We start from the raw sequence: 20,335 nt of genomic DNA on the forward strand, positions 1-20,335 counted from the left end.
TCCTCCTCGCAACATGCGAAGGAGGATTTCAAGCCGATGCTGGATGCTGATTCAAGCGTTACCATTTTTTGTACTTCCGATGCTTCAAGTAAATGAAGCCCATGATCATAGAAGCGCCGGCAAGTATGCTGAGCAGCACTGTCGGATATGCAGTACGTTCATCGTTCTGCTCGGATTCACCTGCTGCCGATACGTTTTCCTTTGTTAGTTTTGTTACATTATTATTTGCTTTATGCATGCTGAACGCCGCGATGACTTTTTTTGCTTCCGGATTCGTCATATTTTTAACGTTGCCGTTTCTTGTTACATAATCTTCAATGCCCGATGGTCTTTGATTTGTGTTCGCTACTTGTATCGGCTTCGGATTGCCGAAGCCTTTGGTCAAGTCGGTGAAGGTCGTGTAGTACATGCCGCCGTCGGTTATCAGATTCGCTGAATTATACACATAGTTATCCGTATACAAGTAAAAGGTATCGCCAATCTGCACCGGATAATTGCCTTCAAATAGCCTTTTAAATTTGCGGCTTCCTGCATCTATAAACTCATTAGGAGCTTCTGTCCCCGTGCCCGAATAGACAAGGGCAGTTAAAATTCGTTTCCATGGTATTTCCATCATGAGATCATCCGCTCCCCAGACCTCAATCTCGCCCCACGGATCTACTTTGGTAAACAGAATATACGAATAACCGTATTTTTGCTTATTGTCCTTATGTATAAAGACATAGGAACCGATCCTGCTGATTTGTTCTTTTTCGCCCTTATAGAGCTTATAAGACAATCCTTCTCCTTCTCCCCAATTGACCTTTCTCGGTTTCCCGAAGGCGATGTTTTTGCGGTTCAGGTCTTCTTTGCTTTGATCGTCTGTCCCCCAGCTTTCGACCGGAATGATATAGGTGTCCATAATGGGGTATGATGGAAAGGGCAGCAATCCATGGGTAATTCGCGGTTGCGAGCTTTCAAAGCTGACAATAACATAGGTCTTATCGCCGTCCTCGACCCATTTCGGCCCCCAGTTATACACTTTTCCCGGCCGCTTTCCCTCTATATTCGTTATTTCGTATCTGGCGTTATTGAGATTCGTCCAATTCATCAAATCACTGCTCTTTTGAATATGAACCGCAAACAGTTCCTTCTCCGAAGCCGTCGATAACATGTAGAAAGTTCCGTCTTTATACATGAGACTTGAATCTCTTCCGGACAGGCCGGATTCTCCCAAATATGTAAAGTCCGTTCCGTTATTGGAGGCATACAATCCTATTCTTCGATCAATCGGACGCTTTGGCTCTTTTTCGGACATCGCCTTCGTACTGGCCGTGAAGAATGTACCGATGATCAAGTCTCCGTTTTCAAAATCTACGCGGTGATTCATAACCTTCCCATTCCTATCGGAACCGCTCGCGGCATACGAATTTTGAGCGGCAGAGGGGATGCTGCTGATCAACACAAACAAGAAAACAAGAACATAGCTTACGATTTTTCTTTTCATAAGTCAGTCCTTTCTTTTTAGATCGGACAAACGGTTGCTCATCTTCCCCCGCACAATCGATACAACATCAGACACGCGTTCCCCTGAGTTATGGCTTCTTCGGGTTCCGTTTCCAAAGGCCACCGCAGCCCCTCTATACCGTGCTTGCTTAGTTCATATTTTACGATTTGGAAAAACTCGTTCCCGCTCACAGGCTCCGGCTCCGCCGCCCGCCGGGACCGCTCCTTTGCCATCTTATCTGCCGTCTCGAGAGGGCTCAAGTCTCCTGCTGCCAAATGTCCCAATGCTTTCGCCCATATGCGGGCGGTATACCAGTCAAGCAGCGCTTCCGGCTTGGCCTCGTAGGCATCGAAGAAGCCTTTGGTCCCGAAATACTGTACGGCTGGCTCCCATCCCTGTCCGGCCGATAGATCGAAATCTTGAAACAAGCTGACCATCACCCGGTTGTCAGCCAGCTTACGAACGAGCCGGTTCGCGTCCAGTTTTCCCGGCGTCGTCCCCAGCTCCGCAGCAAGTGAAACGGCAAATGCAGCCGATTCCCCCAATTGGATAAATACAGGCTCCAGCCGGAGCGTACCCCACCCCATATGCGAGCAGGACAGGCATACAGTCACCAGCAGATTATCCGTATCTTTCGGCAGCAAAACACGGTAAGGAATCTGCGAAGCCCGCGTTATATCGGTCAAATTCAGTACGCCGTCGTTCAGGCTGCCGGATCGCCGGTCCGCTGTACAATCGTGAGAGCTGACCGGCCAATCGGCAATGCCGACCGAGTCGGCATGGATGAGGGCCCGCTGTATGCCGGGCGCCTGTAAGGCGTCATGCTCCGTGAATACGTAACGCCCAACCAGACGCCTGCCCTCTCGGACCAATATTTCATAAGGGAAGTGACCATTATCGGCAAACTCGTCCTTGGGCAGCCCCCAACGCAGCGCTTCCAGCCGGACCTCCGGACGAACCGCCACGTCATGCTGAAGGAAATACAGCATGCCTAGCGCAAAATCTTTATGCTTGCGAACGATTTCCTCCCGGCGGGCCCAATTCGCCGTCGGATATTCCAAATTTGCGCCCAGCAGCAGCGGGTCGTTCCATGTCAATTTCTCGTTAGGCAGATGGCTCCTGAGCGACCAACTGCCGTCGCTTAGCAGGAGATGGCTCCGCAGTGGGAACGTTGAGTCATCGTGTTCCTCCGGCTTCTTCACAATGCCCAAGTACAGATTTCTATCATAAGTTTCCGGCCTATCCGGGTATACCCGGTTGTCCGGGTTGCAGGTCAAGATGACCCGGAAATTATAAGCTTGGAACGCATCGTCGCCTTCACCGGAAGGGTCGGCAAAAATCCGCTGTCCGGAGTCCGAAATCGTACGCAAGTCGAGCAATCCGTCCACGGCATCCGGTGAAATCGGCCCGCCGCCCGGAAAGACGAACAATTTTCCCGCATGCGGTTCGCCATACGCGTTGCGCCCTTCACGGCCGGTTCGCATTTCCGCCCCCGACTCGGCAGCAAGATCTCCTTCGTAGCTTGCATCGACGAACGCATCCGCTTCGAGCCGGATCAAAGAACCGTCATCAAAGCTTTGCAGCGTTACGGCCGACAACCTTCGACCCGACCTCTCCACGGATACCGGATAATACCGGTACAAGGTTGAAATCCGGGGCTCCGCATGGACCAGGTCCGTGAACACCCGCTCGGCAACATGCGGCTCGACGTGCAGCTTTCCTTTGGCGTAGCACGCCTGATATTGTTTGGATTCCTCGCCGTATACCGATCTGTAATACTCCCGCACATGGCGAACGAACGCTTCATAGATTGGAGCGCGAAACCCGGCATACACGTTATCCGTCACACCGAGCCCGGAGCTCATGATGCCACCCAGCCTGCTCGTAAAACTGACTAACACGACATGCAGGCCTTCTCTGGAGCACCGTACGGCACAAGCGACTCCGCTTGGCGTTCCTCCGACAACAACGACGTCCGCTTTGCGATTCATGAGCTGCCTCCTTTTGTTTGCTCCCTCACAAGCCTTTCGTTTTGGCAAATCCTAACTTACGGATGCCATCGCGCTTTACCACCCATCCGGAATCACGTCGGATACGGCCGAATACGGCATCATCGAGCTGAAGTCCAAATCCCGGTGAATCCGGAATGGCTACAAAGCCGTCTTCTATACGGTAGGATGAGCCGTCAAGCCCATTTACTTCGGCATGATCCCATTCTACAAACTCAAATCCTTTAATGGCTGCGGCCAAATGACCGTTCACATAGTTGCCAATGATGTTGCCGTAACTATGCGGCGCGGAGCCTGCTCCCCAGGCATCAAGTTTTGAGCCAAGCAGAAGCCATTCGGAAAATCCCGGGTTAATGATGTCATATTGAACGATGTCTATGACTTTATCTCTAGCCCATTCCATCAGACGGGGATCCGCTTGGCCTTCGCCGTCCGCAATTTTCACTGTAATCTGATACTTCGTCATCCATTCTCTTAAATCTTCATACAGTACCCGGTCTTCATGAAACGCTTCCTCGATCCAATATAAAGCGCAATCCTTCGTTTCCATCAGTACTTCTTTCGTCATATTCGAGGTGTAGCCGTTATTGGCATCGATCATAATCTTCCCTTCCGGACCGGCGACCTCTCTTATCGCCCGAATGATATCGATGTCCCGTTGCAGCCCTTTCCGCGTTTCCATCCAGCGGGCTCCCCGGCCTACTTTAATTTTGAAATTCCGGTGACCGCGATCTCTGCCATCTTGCGCCTCACGACTCATCCATTCGATGGCCGCTACGTTATCCGTCAAATGCAATTCGTCAAAATATAATGTCGTATCGTAGCACGGCACTTTGATGCTGCTTTTTACGGAAGAAGGACCGCCGTGTTGATTGAACATATCGTACACAGACCGGTCGGCAAGCTTGCCCAGCCAATCCAATAGCGGAAAATCGAGCGCTCGGAAGGCTTCCTTGACGGCACCGTTTTCATAAAACATGTCCTTTACAGGGGTGCCTACAAGCCTCTGAGCTTGTTCCTTGCTTATTCTCGAGATGCCGAAGCCTGTTAAATCCCCGATCCTGATTTTGGCAATGCGGGCGACGGGGCTTTTGCCGTGTGCAGCAAGTCTCGCGTTGCAGCCCGCTTCTCTTGGCCGTTCCCCTGGAAGCATCGCCCATTCGATTTCATCCAGCCGATAGGACTCTCGCAAACATGTCAAATCCATAGTGTGACCTCCATCATTCCAATGTTTTTTCAACCCGCCGAATATAAGTAATAATCGCACAATGTTGATTTTAACCTGAAATAGAAACAAAAGATTTACAATGATTGACGTATTTATAATCAATTATTGACCTGTTTGTACCAGGTTTTCTGTACACATTCCATATTTCCCTCGCTTCAGATCAAGGGTTACTACCCATTGTAGGATACTGCGTCCCTTGGAAGTATCGATAATATTACGCATTTTTTGTAAAATAATCCGATTCGGACGGGGCAACAAATTCCATCAACCGCTTAGAAAAAGGACGCCGCGTAAAATAGTTAACGCGACGCCCGTTTATGTATAATTCCTCTTCACTGCTCCTTCTTCACTTCCACAGCGATTTTCTTGTTCGCTTCTTCCTCCGCATCGCGCAGTGCCGTATTCACATCTTTTTCCTTCAGCGCTACGGAACCCGAGGCTTTGCTGAGCTCTGAGCTGATAATGGAATAGTACTTATGCGTAACCGCGGGAGACGGCGTCATCTTGAAAATGGCGGCTGTATTTTTCCCTTGCAGCACCGGAATCTCCTTGCCGTAGTCGCGCTTCACCTCATCCGTTTTGGGCAGCACCGTCAACACGCCTTGCCGATTCATCATACCCTGCACCTCGCCCTCCATGAGTAGCTTGATGACCTCAAACGCCTCTTCCTTGTATTTGCTCTTGTTGCTGATATAAAACGCATGCGCAGCCGCATCCCTGCCCTGGCCAAGGTTCTCTTTAAAATTCGGATGCGTGACCATATCCCAATTAAATAGATCGCCTTGCTTGTGCATATCGCTCATTCTGCCCAGTACATCGTTTTCCCAACTCGCGTACATCGCCAAATTTTTGTCCTTCAGAAACGAGTTCACGCCGTAGGTGTATTTTTTTCCCTGAACAAAGCCGGGGACCTCGTACGCCTGATTCAGCATTGAAAACACTTTTTTCCAATTGTCGTTGTTCACCTGCGCGGTGTCGCCCTTCCCGACCGGACCGCCTATCGCAACGTTAACTGCTGCCGGCGATGAAGGATCCATACCGATGTAGGCGATGCCGTTATCCGTTTTGGTCACTTTTCTGGCTAAGGCGATCGCGTCATCCCATGTCATGCCGTCTTTCGGATAAGGGACTGCAAATTTATCAAAAATGTCCTTATTATAGAACAACGCGCCGTAATGCGTTTCATAGGGCAGCCCGTAAAGCTCGCCCTTGCCCGCAAAGCTTTTGATCGTACTCATCGCTGTCGGCTCGAACCGGGATATATCGACTTTATGCTTGGCCACGAACGGATTTAAGTCCTCGGAGATCCCCAGCTTGACAAATAATTCCGTTTCCTTATACGGCGCTCCCCAAATATCCGGAATCTGATCGGCTACAATCGAGTTTTCCCATGTAACGCCGCTGCCGAACTTGATGACATTGATCGTTATGTGCGGAAACTTCTTCTTTACGGGCTCTTTAATGAACGTCTCCACCTGAGCGTCAGTCATCGAGTACGAAGGCTTAAAGTTTAATGTAATCGGTTCCGCTGTCTTTTTGACGTCCGGTCCTTTACCGCTCCCGTTCCCCGCATTCGAGCAACCGGTTGCAAGTGCTATGACGACTGACAGCCCTACAAATGACCCCCAAATAAATTTGTCCATGTTTTGTTTGTCCCCCGACATTAAATTCAATATGGTTCCCCTGTGTTTTCTCTCTATTTTCTTTATAGCAAAATATAAATGAGCTGTTGGTCGGCTTCAACCAGACCGGGTTCCAGATTTTCATTTTTCGGACTGCCCACCTCCAGCATGCCTTTTCTCAGTTTCGTGTCCGGATCGACCAAATGCTCGCCGGTCAGCAGATCAAACTCCCATCCATGCCACGGACACCGGAGTATTTCGTTTTCGCGCCCATATTTATATTCGTATACTAGAGACGGAAGCCTTGTTCCGCATACCTTTCCGAGACAAACCTGCGCCCCTGCATGCGGACAAACGTTCCGCCATGCATAATATTTACCGTCGATGCGGTAAATTCCATATTGGATGCCCTTTACTTCCACAATCTTGTGTCCGCCGTCGGACAGCTCATCGGCTTGCATCACCGGATATCGTTCCATTAGCGGTTCACCTCCGCTTTGCCGGTCTTCTTCAGCGTCAAACCATACAGCTCGGCTGCAGTCCCCGCCAAGATCCTTGCCTTCAGCTCGCGCGGCATGGGAGGAAGCACCACTTTCGGATTGTCAAAATCCCAGTGGGGGTAATCGGAGGAATACATGACCGTCTTCTCCGCGTCGATCATCTGTAAAATTTGCAGAAACTCTCCGGGTCTTTCCGGTTCTTCGATCGGTTGTGTCGTCAAACGGATATGTTCTTTGATGTACTCGGACGGCAGCCTTTTCAGCCATGGAGTTTGCGAACGCAGCGCCTTATAGTTCTTATCCATCCGCCACATCAGATGCGGCAGCCAGGCTATGCCTCCTTCGATGCCGACAAACTTAAGGCCCGGGAACTTCTCGAACACACCCTCGCATACCAGGCTATTCACGTGAGCCATAAAGGTCAGCGGAATCATATTATGCCATTCCATGTAACGCGTCGGATAGCCTACGGGTGTGGGCGGATACATTTTACCCTCCGTTCCGGGGTGAAAGGCGATCGGCAGACCGTAACGTTCCGCCGCCTCATAGATCGGATGGTAGAACCGTTGACCATACGGCGCACGTACACCGCTGCAGACAATGATCTGAACCATGTCGGGATGATCGCCCAACCGTTCGATTTCCTTCACAGCCTCTTCAGGATCGGATACATTGACAGCGATCGAACCCTTGAATCGGGGATCTACCGTGAGCCAATTCTCAACCGTATGGTCGTTGTAGGCACGAATGACAGCGCTCGCATAATCCAGATCGGGGTGCAAGGCGAAAGAAGCCTCCGAACCTCCTGTGAGAATGGCGTAATCTATGCCGTAATGCTCCACATGATGCTTTAGCATGAAGTGCGGATCCGAGCCCGCCGGTCCGCCTCCATCAGGCGTGGCGTCTTTGCGTGAAACGCCGATCGGCGTCGGGAATAAGTTGGCCACTCCGCTCCCATAGGTTACATATTGCTCATGCCAAACCTTCGGCAAATACGGAAGCAAATCCTGTTTGCGTTTTGGCGACTGGTGCACGTCCGTATCGATAATCCCCAACGGTTCGCGATTTACTGCTTCATTCACTTCTGATGCTTGATTCATCTTCCCCACTCCATTTCAGACCGATGATTAACCTGTCCATGCATGATACTGGTTATCGCTTTTTAGTTTGAATGCTCGAGCTCTTACCTTCATCTTACACACACAAAGTTTCAATATAAACACACTCAATTTATATAATTTTGTCACTTTATTTGGTAAATCCTATTTTTCTTGGTGGCTGTTTGTGGTACGTTTATTTGGAAGCGTTTATGTGAGGTGATTGTTTGTACCAGCATCCTTACAGATTAGACATGTGTGCGTACTTTGGACCGAGGCCGGATTTTTTTAAATCTGCAGAAGTCCATCATAATTATGTCATTATTGGAATGGAGTCCGGCGCATTCGAATATGTGGTCGGCAAGCAAAGCGGACGGGCTTCCTTCGGAGATCTTGTGTTCATACCGCCGGGGACGATGTTCAAGCGTAAATCGCTTGAAGACATTACATTTCACATGCTCTGCTTTATCCCGCTGTTTGAGCCGGATCCCGTCTTCGACTCACTGCCTGTCGGCAAAGTGACCATCTCTAATGTGAACCGTCTTTCCTCGACGTACTCCTTCTTGCGCCAATCTTGGCGTGAATACGGAAGCAAATCGAAAGATACGAGCCTTGCGATGCACATGATGATGGATTTGCTGCATTTAAGCCAACTAGAGAGAAAACATGTTCATAAGCCTAAAAATAGGACAGATCATCGGATGCGTCAGGCCGCCGGATTCATTCACCGGCAGCTTTTTGACGAATTGAGCATGAAAGCCATTGCGGACGAACTCGGCATCAAGCCATCCGAATTGACCCGGCGTTTCCGTTTGGAATATGGCGTCACGCCGATCGAATATGCAACGCGCTTGCGGCTCGAGAAAGTCAAGAAGCTGCTTTTGGAAACAGACCACACCTTGGAAGCTATTGCCTCTCAATGCGGTTACGAGAACGGCTCATATCTCGGCCGTGTGTTCCGTTCCAAGGTTGGGATGAATGCATCCGATTTCAGAAGAAACAACCAGATATGATATCCGCTGCGATATCCTATCTGTGATAAGCCTCAGCCAATCAACTGCCATAAGAAATCATGCAGTCGTTCAGCGAGTTGATCGTGCTCAAGCACTTGAATGGCACGGCAAAAGGCTTAGCCCTTTACTTCCGAAGAAATAAAGGGCTAAGCTCCCTACTTACTATTAATTGAAAGCATGCAGGTTAATTAACGTCCAGCTACATATGCACGATGACGTGTCCTTCCTCAACGGAGACACCGAATGTTACGACGGTTACTTCATACGATTTGGTTCCCATGACTGGATCGACCTATGCTGCGTCCTCCCACTTCTACCAGCTTTACGATGCCGGGCGGAATTTCCGACACTTGTGCTACAATGTGCTGCTGTGTCATGCTTGCTACTCCTTCCTCTCCGCCTTACGCTGCGGCAGGTTGTAAATTTCCGCCGCATTCTGATAATAGATGCGATCCCACAGTTCGTCCTCCAGCCGTGGCAGAGCCTTAAGAGGAGAATCGAAATCCCAGTGAGGATAGTCGCTGCAGAACATCAAAGTCTCTTTCGCCCACATATTTTCCAGCATCTGATCGAACGATTCGCGGTTCGGCGTCTCTTCAATCGGCTGGGTCGTTACGCGAATGTGGTCACGGAAATATTCGCTCGGTTTCTTCTTCACCCACGGCGTTTGCACGCGTAGTGCCTTCCAGTCTTGATCAAGCCTCCACAAAAACGGCACGACCCAGAAGACGCCCGCCTCCTGCAGCACCACTTTCAGCGTTGGGAACCGCTCGAACACGCCCTCGAAGATAAAGCTTGCAAGGTGTGCCATCATCACTTGCGGACGGGCCGCCCGCGACTCGATATAATAGGAGCCGTATCCGGCTCCGGTTGGCGGCCCGTTAACGCCTGCGCCTTCATTTCCAACATGAATCGTAAAAGGCAAGTTATGACGCACACATGCTCCGTAGATAGGATAATAGTGGCGGTTTCCGTACGGCAATGTCGCTCCATTTGAGACAATCACCTGAACCATATCGGAACGTCCGCCGACACGGTCGATTTCCTTCACCGATAAGGTCGGATCCTGCTTCATTATAAATACCGAGCCTTTCAACCGGCTGTCCTGCGTTAGCCAATGATCGATGGTGTAATCATTGACTGCACTGCAGATCGCCGCTGCATAATCATAACCGCCCGAGCTTTGCATCCCGAAGCCTTCTCCTGTCAAAATACCGTATTCCACGTTGTACGGATCCAAATAATGCTCCTGCATATAAGCAAGGTCGCTTCCAGCCGGGCCGCCTCCCGGAGGAAAGGAATCGACCATTCTTCCGCCGAGTCCCCCGTTAAACCCGCCGCCGACCGGTGCCCTGTTCGGCCTCACTGATCCGACGATCGTCTCCATAAGCTCCAAGTATTCACGCGGCATATAAGGTTTCAGCACGTTCATGCCCGTATAGTGATGGATGTCGCAGTCAATGATCGAGCGTTTCAGTTTGGGGCGATGGACCGCCGCCTGATTGGCTTTTTCTTCTGATAATTTCAAATTCAATTTCTTTCCCCTCCCAGCGGAAATATAAGTTTGAATCAGGTTGCGAGTTCAGTGTAACGCAGAGGAAGCGAAAAAGATTTCCGATGTTTGTCAGCTTTATCCTTAAAACTTGACCTGTTTATGGTGGCCGCCTTCACCTTTCTCATTCATCTGTCTTATTTCGCCTTGTCCGCGGTAATCATTTTATTTACATCATCGTCCATTTGCCTGAAAGCGGTATTCATATCGACGGTTCCCTTCGCTAGCTCCAATACGGACTTGGCGTATATATCGCGCACCTTCGCTTCATATTTCGTTTTCATCGCGATCGGAGTAAATTTCCGTTTCAGGATCGCCTGAAAATTTACGTTCGCATACTTGCTCTTTGTGCCAAACGCCTTCAACACTTTTTCGTTTTGCAGCACGGGAATGATCGCTCTTTCGGACAGGCTCAGCTGCTGCTCTTCGGACAGCATATATTTCAGCACCTCCATCGCCGCCTCCTTTTGCTTGCTGACGGACGTAATGCCAAAGAGGGTGGGAAGCGGCTGCGGCCCCTTGTTCGGTGCTTCCTTAAAGGTGGGATATGCGACCAAGTCCCAATTGTAGCCCGTCATGTCATTATTCAGGAAGATGTTGGCCAGTTCTTCCGCCATGGCTACATTTCGGTCTCTTACGAAACTGACCGTTTTGTTGTCCAATGATCTTTTGGCGGTAATCAGATGATCGAACAATATTTTCCATCGCTCATCGGTCATAATCGTCGGCTTCTCCGTTTTCGGATCGAGAAGAGGAACAGAGAGCGGGCTTAAATTCGCATGAGGCTGAAAATTGCTCACAAGTCCGTAATATTCCTGACCGTTATCCGTTCTTCGCATCTTTTTCGTCAGGTCCATCACTTCGTCCCATGTGATCCCGTCTTTAGGGTAAGGTATGCCAAACTTGTCGAACAAATCTTTGTTGTAATAAAGCGCCGAAGTATTGTTCACAAGTGGAAGCGCATACATTTTTCCGCCGGACATTTCCTTGATAATGTTAATCGATGCAGGATCGAGCGTGTTCAGGTCAATCCCGTGCTTCTTGATGAGATCCGTCATATCGTATTGCAGATCATATTCCATCATTTGAGGGATCGTACTGTTCACGTCCTGCCAATAAATATCGATCACCGTTCCGGCGGTAAGAAGCTCCTGGAATGTAGTTCCTTTTCCGTTTGCGATAAATTCGATGGAGTAGTCGGGAAATCTCTTTCGCATGGCATCACCGAAACGTTCGTTGAACGCTTCTTGTGTCCATGCCGCTGTGGAATAAAACACCAGATGAACCGGCTCCTTGCTTTTGTTAGCTTCGATGCTTGCCGCGTCGCTGCCGCTTTTTCCTGTGCCGCTTCCATTACTGCAGGCCACAATCGGCAGTAACAGCATGCCCATCGAAAGTCGACGAAGCCAACTTTTGACATGGACCATTTTTATTTTATTATGTTTCTTCATACGATCGCTCCCCCCAGGTAAACTGATCATTCCTACTTCACCAGCCCCTTTATTGTAGCTTGAAAAAGGAACAGCAGAGTAGCCTATAATTGACGGATATGTACACAATTGTTGACCAGTTTGGCGATGAGCTGCAGCTGCAGCATAATCCGTCCAGAAAAAAAATAAAAAAAATCTTCCTCACGTCATATCGAGGAAGATTTGCTCATTGGAAATGCAGCCGGTCGAGGCTGTCCTATGTAAAATTGAAGATGTATCCCTTTTACAGACATGCTCAACTGTCCTTCAAAAAGTCCGAGGGGTTGTATCCCGTCGTCTTTTTGAACAGCTTGCTGAAATAATAAATGTCGTTGAACCCCACATGCAACGCCGCTTCGGTGACATTGCAGCTTCGATATTGAAGCAAATCGCGTGCCTTGTTGATTTTGATTTCGTTTTGGCACTGGATGGCGGTTTTACCGGTAACTTTCTTAAACACAAACTGAAAGTGCGAGGGACTGTACCCGACCAAATGGCAAAGCTGATCTATCGTATAATTTTCCTTATAATTTTCGGCCATAAAATTCAAAACACTGTCAATGGCTTCGGAATGTCGGGAATTTCTTTCGGGGAAATCCATATTGCGAAGCAGCAAGCAAAAAATCTCCATAATTCTGCATCGGCATCTTAGAAGATAGCCTGTCTTTTTTGCGATCCATTCATGATAAATATCTTGAAACAGGGGAAGCAATTCAGAAAAATTTGTTTTTGGGATAACATAGTCCAGGCTGTGGATTAGCCGCTCGCTGTAATCATCGGTAAATGAAGTATCAAATAGAATAACGTAAAACGACCAAGGATCGGTAGGATGACTTACGCCCGCGTGAAGCTTTCCTTTCGGAAAAAACAGCACATCGCCTTTTTTTACCGAATATTGCTTACTATCTATCATATATTGAGCTTGGCCGCCCGTGCAAAAAGCCATGATATGGTAGTTCCGGTTGCTGAGATTTACCTTCCAGTTCGGATCCGGCCGGGTATAGCCTACAGAGGGAATGCTCGTCACAATAAGATTAAAATCGTTTGCAGTATCTGACATACGCACCTCCATCAATGTTGCCAGGGGGCCGGAGCTTGAGAGCGTCGGAGCCGGATCCCCGCAATCGGATATGCAGGGATCGTTCCCGCCCACTCATTATAACAAAATATATATGAAATTTTGATCGGCTTCGAGCAAGCCCGGCTCCAGATTTTCTTGCTTTTGGCTTCCCAGCTCCAGCTTGCCGCGCCTCAGCTTCGTTTCCGGATCGACCAAATGCTCACCGGTCAGGAGGTCAAACTCCCAGCCGTGCCAAGGACAGCGCAATATTTCATTCTCGCGGCCATACTTGTATTCGTAGACCAAGGACGGAAGTCTCGTTGCGCACACCTTGCCCCGGCATACCGGCGCCCCTGCATGCGGGCAAACGTTCCTCCACGCGTAATATTCGCCCTTGATCCGGTAAATCCCGAATTGAATGCCTTTCACTTCCACGATCTTATGCCCGCCGTCGGACAGCTCGTCGGCTCGTATAACCGGATAACGCTCCATTAGCGGCTCACCTCCGCTTGGCTCGGCTTCTTCAGCTTCGAACCGTAAAGCTCGTAAGCCGTCCCCGACAAAATTCTTGCCTTCATCTCCCGGGGCATCGGGGGAAGGATCACCTTCGGGTTATCGAAGTCCCAGTGGGGATAATCCGAGGAAAACATGAGCGTTTTCTCCGCATTGACCATGTGGAAAATTTGCAGCAGTTCTCCCGGTCGTCCAGGTTCCTCGATCGGCTGAGTCGTCAAGCGGATATGGTCCATGATGTATTCGGAGGGAAGCTTTTTCAGCCAAGGGGTTTGCGCGCGCAGCGCCTTGTAGTTTTTGTCCATCCGCCACATCAGATGCGGCAGCCAGGCGATGCCCCCTTCGATGGCGACAACCATCAGCCCGGGGAACTTTTCGAATACACCTTCGCACACCATACTATTGATGTGTGCCATAAACGTGAGCGGCAGTATATTATGCCATTCCATGTATCGTGTTGGATAGCCTACCGGCGTGGGTGGATACGCCATGCCTTTCCCCTCCGAACCGGGATGCAAGGCAACAGGCAGACCATGACGTTCCGCAGCCTCATAGATCGGATGATAGAACCTGTGTCCGTACGGAGTGCGCGCTCCGCTGCATAAGATAACCTGCACCATATCGGGATGATCGGCCAGTCGATCGATTTCTTTCGCGGCCTCGGCCGGATCGGCGGCGTTCACAAGAATCGAACCTTTAAATCTCGGATCTGCTTTAAGCCACTTCTCCATGTAATGATCGTTATAAGCACGAATGATGGCATTGCCATAATCCAGGTCAGGTATCAGCGCTACGCCTGTCTCTCCCCCGCCCGTAAGAATGGCATATTCGATTCCGTAAGCTTCCACATGATGCTTCAGCATAAATTGCGGATCCGAGCCGGCCGGGCCGCCTCCCTCCGGTACGGCATCCTTGCGGTTCACGCCGATCGGCGTAGGAAATGGATTGGACAATCCGATGCCATGCGTCATATATTGCTCATGCCAAACCTTCGGCAAAAACGCTAGAATATCCTCCTTGTTTCTTAACGTCTGATGCACATCGGTATCAATAATTCCCGGCATTTCTCGACCCCCTGTTTCAACTGCGCTGGACGCATTCCCCATAGAGCACACCTCATTCTCATGTTTTAAACAAAAATCCGGCAATCTCCTTGCTCCGGAACAAGAATTACTACAAATTGTAAGATATGATGCCTCCCGGCAACATTGAGAATAATGCGTTATTTTTGTAAAATAATCTGATCCTGATCCGTATCAAATCTTCCATAACCGGTAATTCATCCAGAGATGCTGCTCCCGAATTACGGCATACATTGTTCTTTATTTTCCGGGATGTAAAATGAGCTTGGACCAGTCAGAACGAAAGTTTAGCGTAACATAAGACTTTTGTACAAAAAGAACGTATTATTCTCGATGTAACCGCGAAGCCATCTATTTTACAATTTTGTTGTAATCGCTTACTTTGACGAGAGCATTTTTAATAAAATGGGGGGATTAGAGATGAAAAGAAAAAAGAGAGGCGTCTTGCCGATAGCGGTCCTTACAGCCCTATCCTTATTGACGGCTTGCGGCAATCCGGCCGCTGTCAAGGATACTAAAGAAAGCAATAAAGCACAGAGCAGCTTTGACCGTAATGAAGCGTTCAAACTCGTTTTCTTTAATGCAACTGGAAGCAACGAGACGTATTTCCGCCAGAACACAGAACCTTTTATGAAGAAAGCATTTCCCAATGTTACGATCGACTACATTCAATCCGGTAAAGGGCAAACGATCAATGATCTCGTGCTGGCGGGAACGATCCCGGACATTATGTTGATCAACAGCACGCAGGTGATCCCATATAATAAGATGGACTTGCTGGCTGACCTGACACCACTGGCAAAAGAAAACAAAGTGGATCTTTCCCGTTTTGACGATAATATGATCGCGACGATTAAAAAATATTCCCCGGGCGGCGAACTCTACGCTCTTCCCTGGAGCCATCTCCCGATGTCTTTATACTACAACAAAAATATTTTCGATAAATTCGGCGTTGCGTATCCGAAAAATGGCATGACCTGGGACGATGTGGCTGACCTAACCCGTAAGCTAAGCAGAGAGGATGGCGGGGTGAAATATCGGGGCTTAGATATGATCCGTACGTTATTGAGATTAAATCAGCTATCTCTGACGTATATCGACCCGAAATCAGAGAAAGCCGTTGTCAATACAGATCCATGGAAGGATATGCTGAATACATTGACGGGCTTTTACCGGATACCCGGAAATGAGCTTCCCGGTAATGTTCCCGCTGCCGAGAACGCTTTTTTTAAAGATCAAAATCTTGCCATGCTCGTTACGTTCGGCAACTTTCCAAGTCCGGAAAACACCGAACTGGTTCAAAAATGGGAGAGTATAGACCTTGTGACCCTTCCGACGTTTAAAGAAGCTCCAGGGATTGGAAACCAGTATTCGGGCGCGTCGCTCGCCATTTCCAGAACGAGTAAATGGAAAAATCAAGCTATTCATTTGCTGGCTGCCGCTACCTCGGTCGAAGCTGAAAAACATGGTGCGGCCATCGTGCGATATCCGACGATCAAGAGCAAGGATGTCTTGAATTCGTTCGGGCAAGGCACACCGCTGCTCACCTCTAAAAACGTGAAATCGCTGCAGCTATTGAGGGTAGCTTCGACTGCCAGTGCCACACAGTACGATGACGTAGCGCATCCGATCATGTCGAAAGCATTCGACGATATCGCTTCGGGCAAAGCGAATGTCGTTACCGCGTTACGGGAAGCGGAAGAAAAGATGAACCAAAAAATAAGCGAGGAAAAAACGAAAGTGAAATAGCACACCGCATAAACACCGGTTGTAAAAGCGGCTCTTCCAATCGAAGATGAGCCGCTTTCTGCTGATTTAATCGTGGTCATTTATACTAACGATGCCCGAATAAGTCTTTTACACGCTGTACGTTTCCCGAAATCGCTTCGGGCTCATGCCGAATTGGCTCTTGAACATCTTGCAAAACTGCGGGCTGTTGGAGAACCCGCATTCAATCGAGATCGCCGTGATCGGCTCTTTGCCGGCCGTCAACATTTGCTTGGCGCGTTCCAGACGCTGCTGTACGGCGTATTGCATCGGCGAGTAGCCCGTGTAATCCTTGAACAAATGGCGGAAGTAGTCGTAACTGTAGCCTAGCGTTTTGGCAAGTCCTTGCAGGTCCATTTTCTCGCCGTGATACTGCTCGATGTAGTTTTTGGCATAGATCAAATTGTTGTCCGCTTCCTCGGTCGACTCGAGATTGGTAACCCGCCCGATTTCCACAATGACTTCCACTAGTAAGCAGCGAAGCAAAATATCGTAATATTTCGTCTTGGACGACAGTTCTGCGGCCATCCGGTGCAGCAGCCTGCCGATCGTTCCGTCAGGATCGCCGTATAAGCCGTTTTGAAGCGGAATCGCCGAGTTTGTGCAGGAAAATACGAGATAGATGACATCTGTGGATGTTCGACGATATTCATCGTGCTTGACGCCCGGTTCGCTGATCGCGAAGCAGCCTGCATTGTACTCGAATTTCTCTTTGTCGATTTGCGTGTTGCCGTTTCCGCTGAAGTAATACACGATTTCGTAACCGTTATGGGCATGAAAGTGAATATAGCTGTCGGCGGTGCGGGTTACCGAATGAAACAAATGGAGTGAAACGTTCATGCATACTCCCCCGGGTTTATTTGCTTAGCAGCATTTCCGCTTCTTTCTTAAACGCATGTAGCGCAGGTTCGATCTCTTTATCATTATACATGATCGCTCGGATGGTCGCGTTCAATTCTTTTAAAACGGCTGGCCATGCAACGTGTTTATTCGTATCGCTCGCGTATTTCAGTTGGTCGTAAGCCGTTTTGAGGTTCGGATTTTTGGCCCATATCTCCTTGATTTGCCCGGATTCCGCCATCTTCGGAGTAAATGGAAGATAGCCGGTGTCCAGAATAAACTGCAACCCGCCTTTCGGATCGGTTGCGGCCCAGCGGATGAACTCCCAGGCTGCTTCTTTATGCTTCGATCCGGCCATGATCGCGATATTCGCGCCGCCGGTCGGCGCTGTATACGTTTGATCCATCGGCAAAAACGCGGTCGCATATTCGAATTTGACGCTGGACGTGAAACCGCTAACCGACGCACTGGACTGAAACAGCATGCCGGCTTTGCCGCTTGTGAACAGCTGATTCGCAACTGTGCCCGAATCTTTCTCGGGCGGGTAATACAAGGCGCCGGTACGCTGCAGCTCCTTCAGAAAACCGAACGTTTTTACCCCTTCGCCGTCAAAACCGAGCGCGGTGCCTTGATCGTTGAAAAATTTGCCTCTGGCCTGACCCATCATGGCGAGCGGATACCAGGAGTCGAACGGCATCGTCAACCCGTAGCGGTTATATTCGCCGTTTTCATTTATGACGAGCGCATTTGCAGTTTGTTTGAGTTCGTCCCAAGTTTTCGGAACGGCAAGCCCCTTCTCATTCAGCATCGTTTTATTGATATGAAGAATGGGAGTGGAACGGTTGAAAGGTAAAGAAACCAGTTTGTTATTGAATGTGGAGTGCCCCATAAGTCCGGGCGTGAAATCGCCGATGGTCATGTTCGATTTTTGCATATACGGGGTCAAATCTTCAAGCGTGCTCCACTCCTCGAACATTTGGATATTGGAGCGCTCCAGCATGATGATATCCGGCAGTTGCCCGGTGGCGATGCTTTGCTGCAGTTTGGAGGCCGTCTCGCCGTAACTGCCTTGGTACGTACCGGCAACCTCGATGTTATTGTGCGATTCGTTAAACCGTTTGATCATGTGGTTCAAGTATTCGCCGGTTTTTCCGCCCAAAGAATGCCAGAACTGTACGGTGACCTTCGCGCTGCCTTCCTCCGCAAGCTGCCCGCTCACGGCTGGGGATTGCAGATTGTCGACGCTCGGCTTGGATGCACCACCGGAGCAAGCGACGAGCATTCCCGATAACACCGTCATGGATATTAAGGTTCGTATCGCCTTCCTATGCATGGATAACCCCCGTATAAAATAGATTTGTCAAACATTCGCATTTTAATGAACGGCAACCGGCGTGGAACAATGCCAAAGATTACAAAAGACGGCTCCGAGCTGGTCAGAAACCGCCTTTTCGTCTTTACTTGATGTCATCGGTACCGCTGTCGCAAGCATATGTATCCTATTTATTATCCGCGTCGATGAGCTTATTGATTTCCTCATCCGCTCTCAATAGTGCCGTGTTCATATCGGTTTTACCATCAAGAAATTCATGCATATATTTCGTAACGATGCTTAAAGCGGATGCATCGTACTTCGTTCTGTGAACCGGCTTCGGTTCTTTCGTGTTGTAAATGGCCGTCAAGACGTCTTTCGGAATTTGGTTCACGACCGGGTTGCCCTCATAAATATGGGTGCGGAGTTCCGGCTTCGTTACGCTCGGCGTCATGCCGTTCTTCGCAAGGTCGATCTGTCCTTCATCCGACATTAAAGTCATCATAACCTGGAAGGCGAAATCCGGATATTTATTTGTTTTGCTGATCATGAATCCTCCGGAGAAACTTCCAAAGCCGATCCCGGGAGATTCTTTCAGCGCGGGCCAAGTCGTTACGCCCCAATTGAAGCCGCCGCCGGCGACTGCGTCCTGGAACGCCTTCTCCTGTAATAAAAACAGATAAAACGGATACATCGCCAATCTTTTATCTTTTAGGAAATAATTCGTTCCGGTTGTAAACCTTGTGCCGGCCGGGTAGTTACCCGGAATGCTGTAGATCTCTTTCCATTTCTCAAACATTTTTTTCCAACCGTCATTGGAAACTAGCCCGGCTCTGCCGTTTTTGGGATCGATATAAGACAACGACATCTGCTTTACCATATAGTTGGCATTGTTGCTCGTGGATAACCCCATATAGTTCACGCCGCCATCGGAACGGGACAGCTTCTTTGTCGTTTCCATCAAATCGTCCCATGTATTCCCGACTTTCGGATACGGCACGCCATACCGATCGAATAAATCTTTGTTGTAAAAAAGCGCCATCGGCGGGGTCAGGTTGGTCGGTATCATCATTTGCTTCCCGTTATATGCCCGAATGTCTTTGAGCGCTTCCTGATCAATGTGACTGAGGTTGACATTATACTTTTTAATAATCGGTTCGAGGTCCATCGGGAAGTCATAATCGAGAATGATCGGGATATGGGTCGTAGCCACGTCGAATATATCCGGCACATCTCCCGAAGCGATCATGTCTCTGAGCGTCTTATCTTCAAGCTTGTAGTTGGTCATGAATTCCAATGTAACATTCGGATACTTCGCGCGGATGGACCTCGTCACTTCCTCGAAGCTGTCTTTCGTTCTGCTCGAAGCGACTTTGAAGGTCACCGGCCCTTGCGGCACTTCCATCTTCGGCTGCTGCGAAGCTTCCGGTTTCTTCTCTTCTTTCTCAGGTGTGCATCCGGCTAACAATGAAACGATGCTTGCTGCAGTTACGGTTAACGCTATGCTTTTCGTGAACATCCCCTGTTTCCTCCCATTACTTGTAAAATCCGTTCGACCCCATTCCAAACCCGATCGATGCATCCTATCCTGCAATTAAAGCGTTTTCACACATGTGCGCTTCTACTAGGCTGAGGAAAACCGTGTTGGTTTTCGGCGGTAAAATGGTCGGCCGCCTTCACCCTCCTTCATTTTGACTCATGCGTTCAAGCGGAGTTTGAATATCATTTCTTACGAATCATGACAAATTATAGCCGTGATTTCGGACAAATAATATAATGAATCGG

The 20,335-nt window shown here is 49.2% G+C and carries 16 protein-coding genes; 2 read left to right on the forward strand and 14 right to left on the reverse strand.

The annotated features are described in order from the left end of the window. Positions 1-58: 58 nt before the first annotated feature. From ACFQI7_RS14915 to ACFQI7_RS14940, 6 genes are all read right to left on the reverse strand, one after another. Entirely contained in the window at positions 59-1,486 is a 1,428-nt protein-coding gene (locus ACFQI7_RS14915) for a glycoside hydrolase family protein (protein WP_377517024.1), read from the reverse strand. Positions 1,487-1,524: 38 nt separating this feature from the next. After that, positions 1,525-3,477, reverse strand: a complete 1,953-nt coding sequence (locus tag ACFQI7_RS14920) for an FAD-dependent oxidoreductase (RefSeq protein ID WP_218097709.1) — start codon at positions 3,475-3,477, stop codon at positions 1,525-1,527. 25 nt (positions 3,478-3,502) lie between these two features. Continuing rightward, a complete protein-coding gene (locus ACFQI7_RS14925) occupies positions 3,503-4,702 on the reverse strand; it encodes an enolase C-terminal domain-like protein (protein WP_218097710.1) in 1,200 nt (399 codons plus the stop codon). 353 nt (positions 4,703-5,055) lie between these two features. After that, positions 5,056-6,366 carry an ABC transporter substrate-binding protein gene (locus ACFQI7_RS14930; RefSeq protein ID WP_218097711.1) on the reverse strand — a complete coding sequence of 437 codons (1,311 nt, stop codon included), beginning with the start codon at positions 6,364-6,366 and terminating at the stop codon, positions 5,056-5,058. Between the two features lie 62 nt (positions 6,367-6,428). Beyond that, the gene (locus tag ACFQI7_RS14935; RefSeq protein ID WP_218097712.1) at positions 6,429-6,824 is read right to left on the reverse strand and encodes a Rieske (2Fe-2S) protein; all 396 of its coding nucleotides are present in this window, start codon (positions 6,822-6,824) and stop codon (positions 6,429-6,431) included. Continuing rightward, on the reverse strand, positions 6,824-7,945 hold the full coding sequence (locus ACFQI7_RS14940; protein WP_218097713.1) for an amidohydrolase family protein: 1,122 nt from the start codon (positions 7,943-7,945) through the stop codon (positions 6,824-6,826). The genes ACFQI7_RS14935 and ACFQI7_RS14940 overlap by 1 nt, the downstream gene beginning before the upstream one ends. Positions 7,946-8,169: 224 nt before the next feature. Between ACFQI7_RS14940 and ACFQI7_RS14945 the strand changes: the two genes are divergently transcribed. Then, positions 8,170-8,955, forward strand: a complete 786-nt coding sequence (locus ACFQI7_RS14945) for a helix-turn-helix domain-containing protein (RefSeq protein WP_218097714.1) — start codon at positions 8,170-8,172, stop codon at positions 8,953-8,955. 382 nt (positions 8,956-9,337) lie between these two features. Here the strand turns inward: ACFQI7_RS14945 and ACFQI7_RS14950 are convergent, their stop codons facing one another. From ACFQI7_RS14950 to ACFQI7_RS14970, 5 genes are all read right to left on the reverse strand, one after another. Beyond that, positions 9,338-10,489, reverse strand: a complete 1,152-nt coding sequence (locus tag ACFQI7_RS14950; protein WP_218097715.1) for an amidohydrolase family protein — start codon at positions 10,487-10,489, stop codon at positions 9,338-9,340. Between the two features lie 155 nt (positions 10,490-10,644). After that, positions 10,645-11,958 carry an ABC transporter substrate-binding protein gene (locus ACFQI7_RS14955; RefSeq protein WP_218097716.1) on the reverse strand — a complete coding sequence of 438 codons (1,314 nt, stop codon included), beginning with the start codon at positions 11,956-11,958 and terminating at the stop codon, positions 10,645-10,647. A 274-nt stretch (positions 11,959-12,232) separates the two neighbouring features. Continuing rightward, a complete protein-coding gene (locus tag ACFQI7_RS14960; protein WP_218097717.1) occupies positions 12,233-13,129 on the reverse strand; it encodes an AraC family transcriptional regulator in 897 nt (298 codons plus the stop codon). Positions 13,130-13,132: 3 nt separating this feature from the next. Then, complete coding sequence (locus tag ACFQI7_RS14965; protein ID WP_218097718.1) at positions 13,133-13,528, reverse strand: Rieske (2Fe-2S) protein; 396 nt, start codon at positions 13,526-13,528, stop codon at positions 13,133-13,135. Further along, positions 13,528-14,613 carry an amidohydrolase family protein gene (locus ACFQI7_RS14970; RefSeq protein WP_230414674.1) on the reverse strand — a complete coding sequence of 362 codons (1,086 nt, stop codon included), beginning with the start codon at positions 14,611-14,613 and terminating at the stop codon, positions 13,528-13,530. The genes ACFQI7_RS14965 and ACFQI7_RS14970 overlap by 1 nt, the downstream gene beginning before the upstream one ends. Before the next feature lie 438 nt (positions 14,614-15,051). Between ACFQI7_RS14970 and ACFQI7_RS14975 the strand changes: the two genes are divergently transcribed. Next, complete coding sequence (locus ACFQI7_RS14975) at positions 15,052-16,380, forward strand: ABC transporter substrate-binding protein (RefSeq protein WP_218097720.1); 1,329 nt, start codon at positions 15,052-15,054, stop codon at positions 16,378-16,380. Positions 16,381-16,488: 108 nt separating this feature from the next. Here ACFQI7_RS14975 and ACFQI7_RS14980 read toward each other — a convergent pair whose 3' ends face one another. The 3 genes from ACFQI7_RS14980 to ACFQI7_RS14990 all read right to left on the reverse strand — a co-directional run bounded on the left by ACFQI7_RS14980 (position 16,489) and on the right by ACFQI7_RS14990 (position 20,069). Continuing rightward, entirely contained in the window at positions 16,489-17,238 is a 750-nt protein-coding gene (locus ACFQI7_RS14980) for a helix-turn-helix domain-containing protein (RefSeq protein WP_218097721.1), read from the reverse strand. Positions 17,239-17,254: 16 nt separating this feature from the next. Beyond that, positions 17,255-18,571 carry an ABC transporter substrate-binding protein gene (locus ACFQI7_RS14985; protein ID WP_218097722.1) on the reverse strand — a complete coding sequence of 439 codons (1,317 nt, stop codon included), beginning with the start codon at positions 18,569-18,571 and terminating at the stop codon, positions 17,255-17,257. A gap of 166 nt (positions 18,572-18,737) precedes the next feature. Beyond that, positions 18,738-20,069: an ABC transporter substrate-binding protein gene (locus ACFQI7_RS14990; protein WP_218097723.1), complete on the reverse strand. Its 1,332-nt coding sequence runs from the start codon at positions 20,067-20,069 to the stop codon at positions 18,738-18,740. Between the last annotated feature and the right edge of the window lie 266 nt (positions 20,070-20,335).

The organism is Paenibacillus allorhizosphaerae (assembly GCF_042659105.1).
Taxonomy (GTDB): Bacteria; Bacillota; Bacilli; order Paenibacillales; family NBRC-103111; genus Paenibacillus_G; species Paenibacillus_G allorhizosphaerae.

Bases quoted from the DNA above. Each gene is read 5' to 3' on its own strand.
- ACFQI7_RS14915 (WP_377517024.1), bottom strand. From the start codon at position 1,486: ATGAAAAGAAAAATCGTAAGCTATGTTCTTGTTTTCTTGTTTGTGTTG.
- ACFQI7_RS14920 (WP_218097709.1), bottom strand. From the start codon at position 3,477: ATGAATCGCAAAGCGGACGTCGTTGTTGTCGGAGGAACGCCAAGCGGA.
- ACFQI7_RS14925 (WP_218097710.1), bottom strand. From the start codon at position 4,702: ATGGATTTGACATGTTTGCGAGAGTCCTATCGGCTGGATGAAATCGAA.
- ACFQI7_RS14930 (WP_218097711.1), bottom strand. From the start codon at position 6,366: ATGGACAAATTTATTTGGGGGTCATTTGTAGGGCTGTCAGTCGTCATA.
- ACFQI7_RS14935 (WP_218097712.1), bottom strand. From the start codon at position 6,824: ATGGAACGATATCCGGTGATGCAAGCCGATGAGCTGTCCGACGGCGGA.
- ACFQI7_RS14940 (WP_218097713.1), bottom strand. From the start codon at position 7,945: ATGAATCAAGCATCAGAAGTGAATGAAGCAGTAAATCGCGAACCGTTG.
- ACFQI7_RS14955 (WP_218097716.1), bottom strand. From the start codon at position 11,958: ATGAAGAAACATAATAAAATAAAAATGGTCCATGTCAAAAGTTGGCTT.
- ACFQI7_RS14965 (WP_218097718.1), bottom strand. From the start codon at position 13,528: ATGGAGCGTTATCCGGTTATACGAGCCGACGAGCTGTCCGACGGCGGG.
- ACFQI7_RS14970 (WP_230414674.1), bottom strand. From the start codon at position 14,613: ATGCCGGGAATTATTGATACCGATGTGCATCAGACGTTAAGAAACAAG.
- ACFQI7_RS14975 (WP_218097720.1), top strand. From the start codon at position 15,052: ATGAAAAGAAAAAAGAGAGGCGTCTTGCCGATAGCGGTCCTTACAGCC.
- ACFQI7_RS14980 (WP_218097721.1), bottom strand. From the start codon at position 17,238: ATGAACGTTTCACTCCATTTGTTTCATTCGGTAACCCGCACCGCCGAC.
- ACFQI7_RS14985 (WP_218097722.1), bottom strand. From the start codon at position 18,571: ATGCATAGGAAGGCGATACGAACCTTAATATCCATGACGGTGTTATCG.
- ACFQI7_RS14990 (WP_218097723.1), bottom strand. From the start codon at position 20,069: ATGTTCACGAAAAGCATAGCGTTAACCGTAACTGCAGCAAGCATCGTT.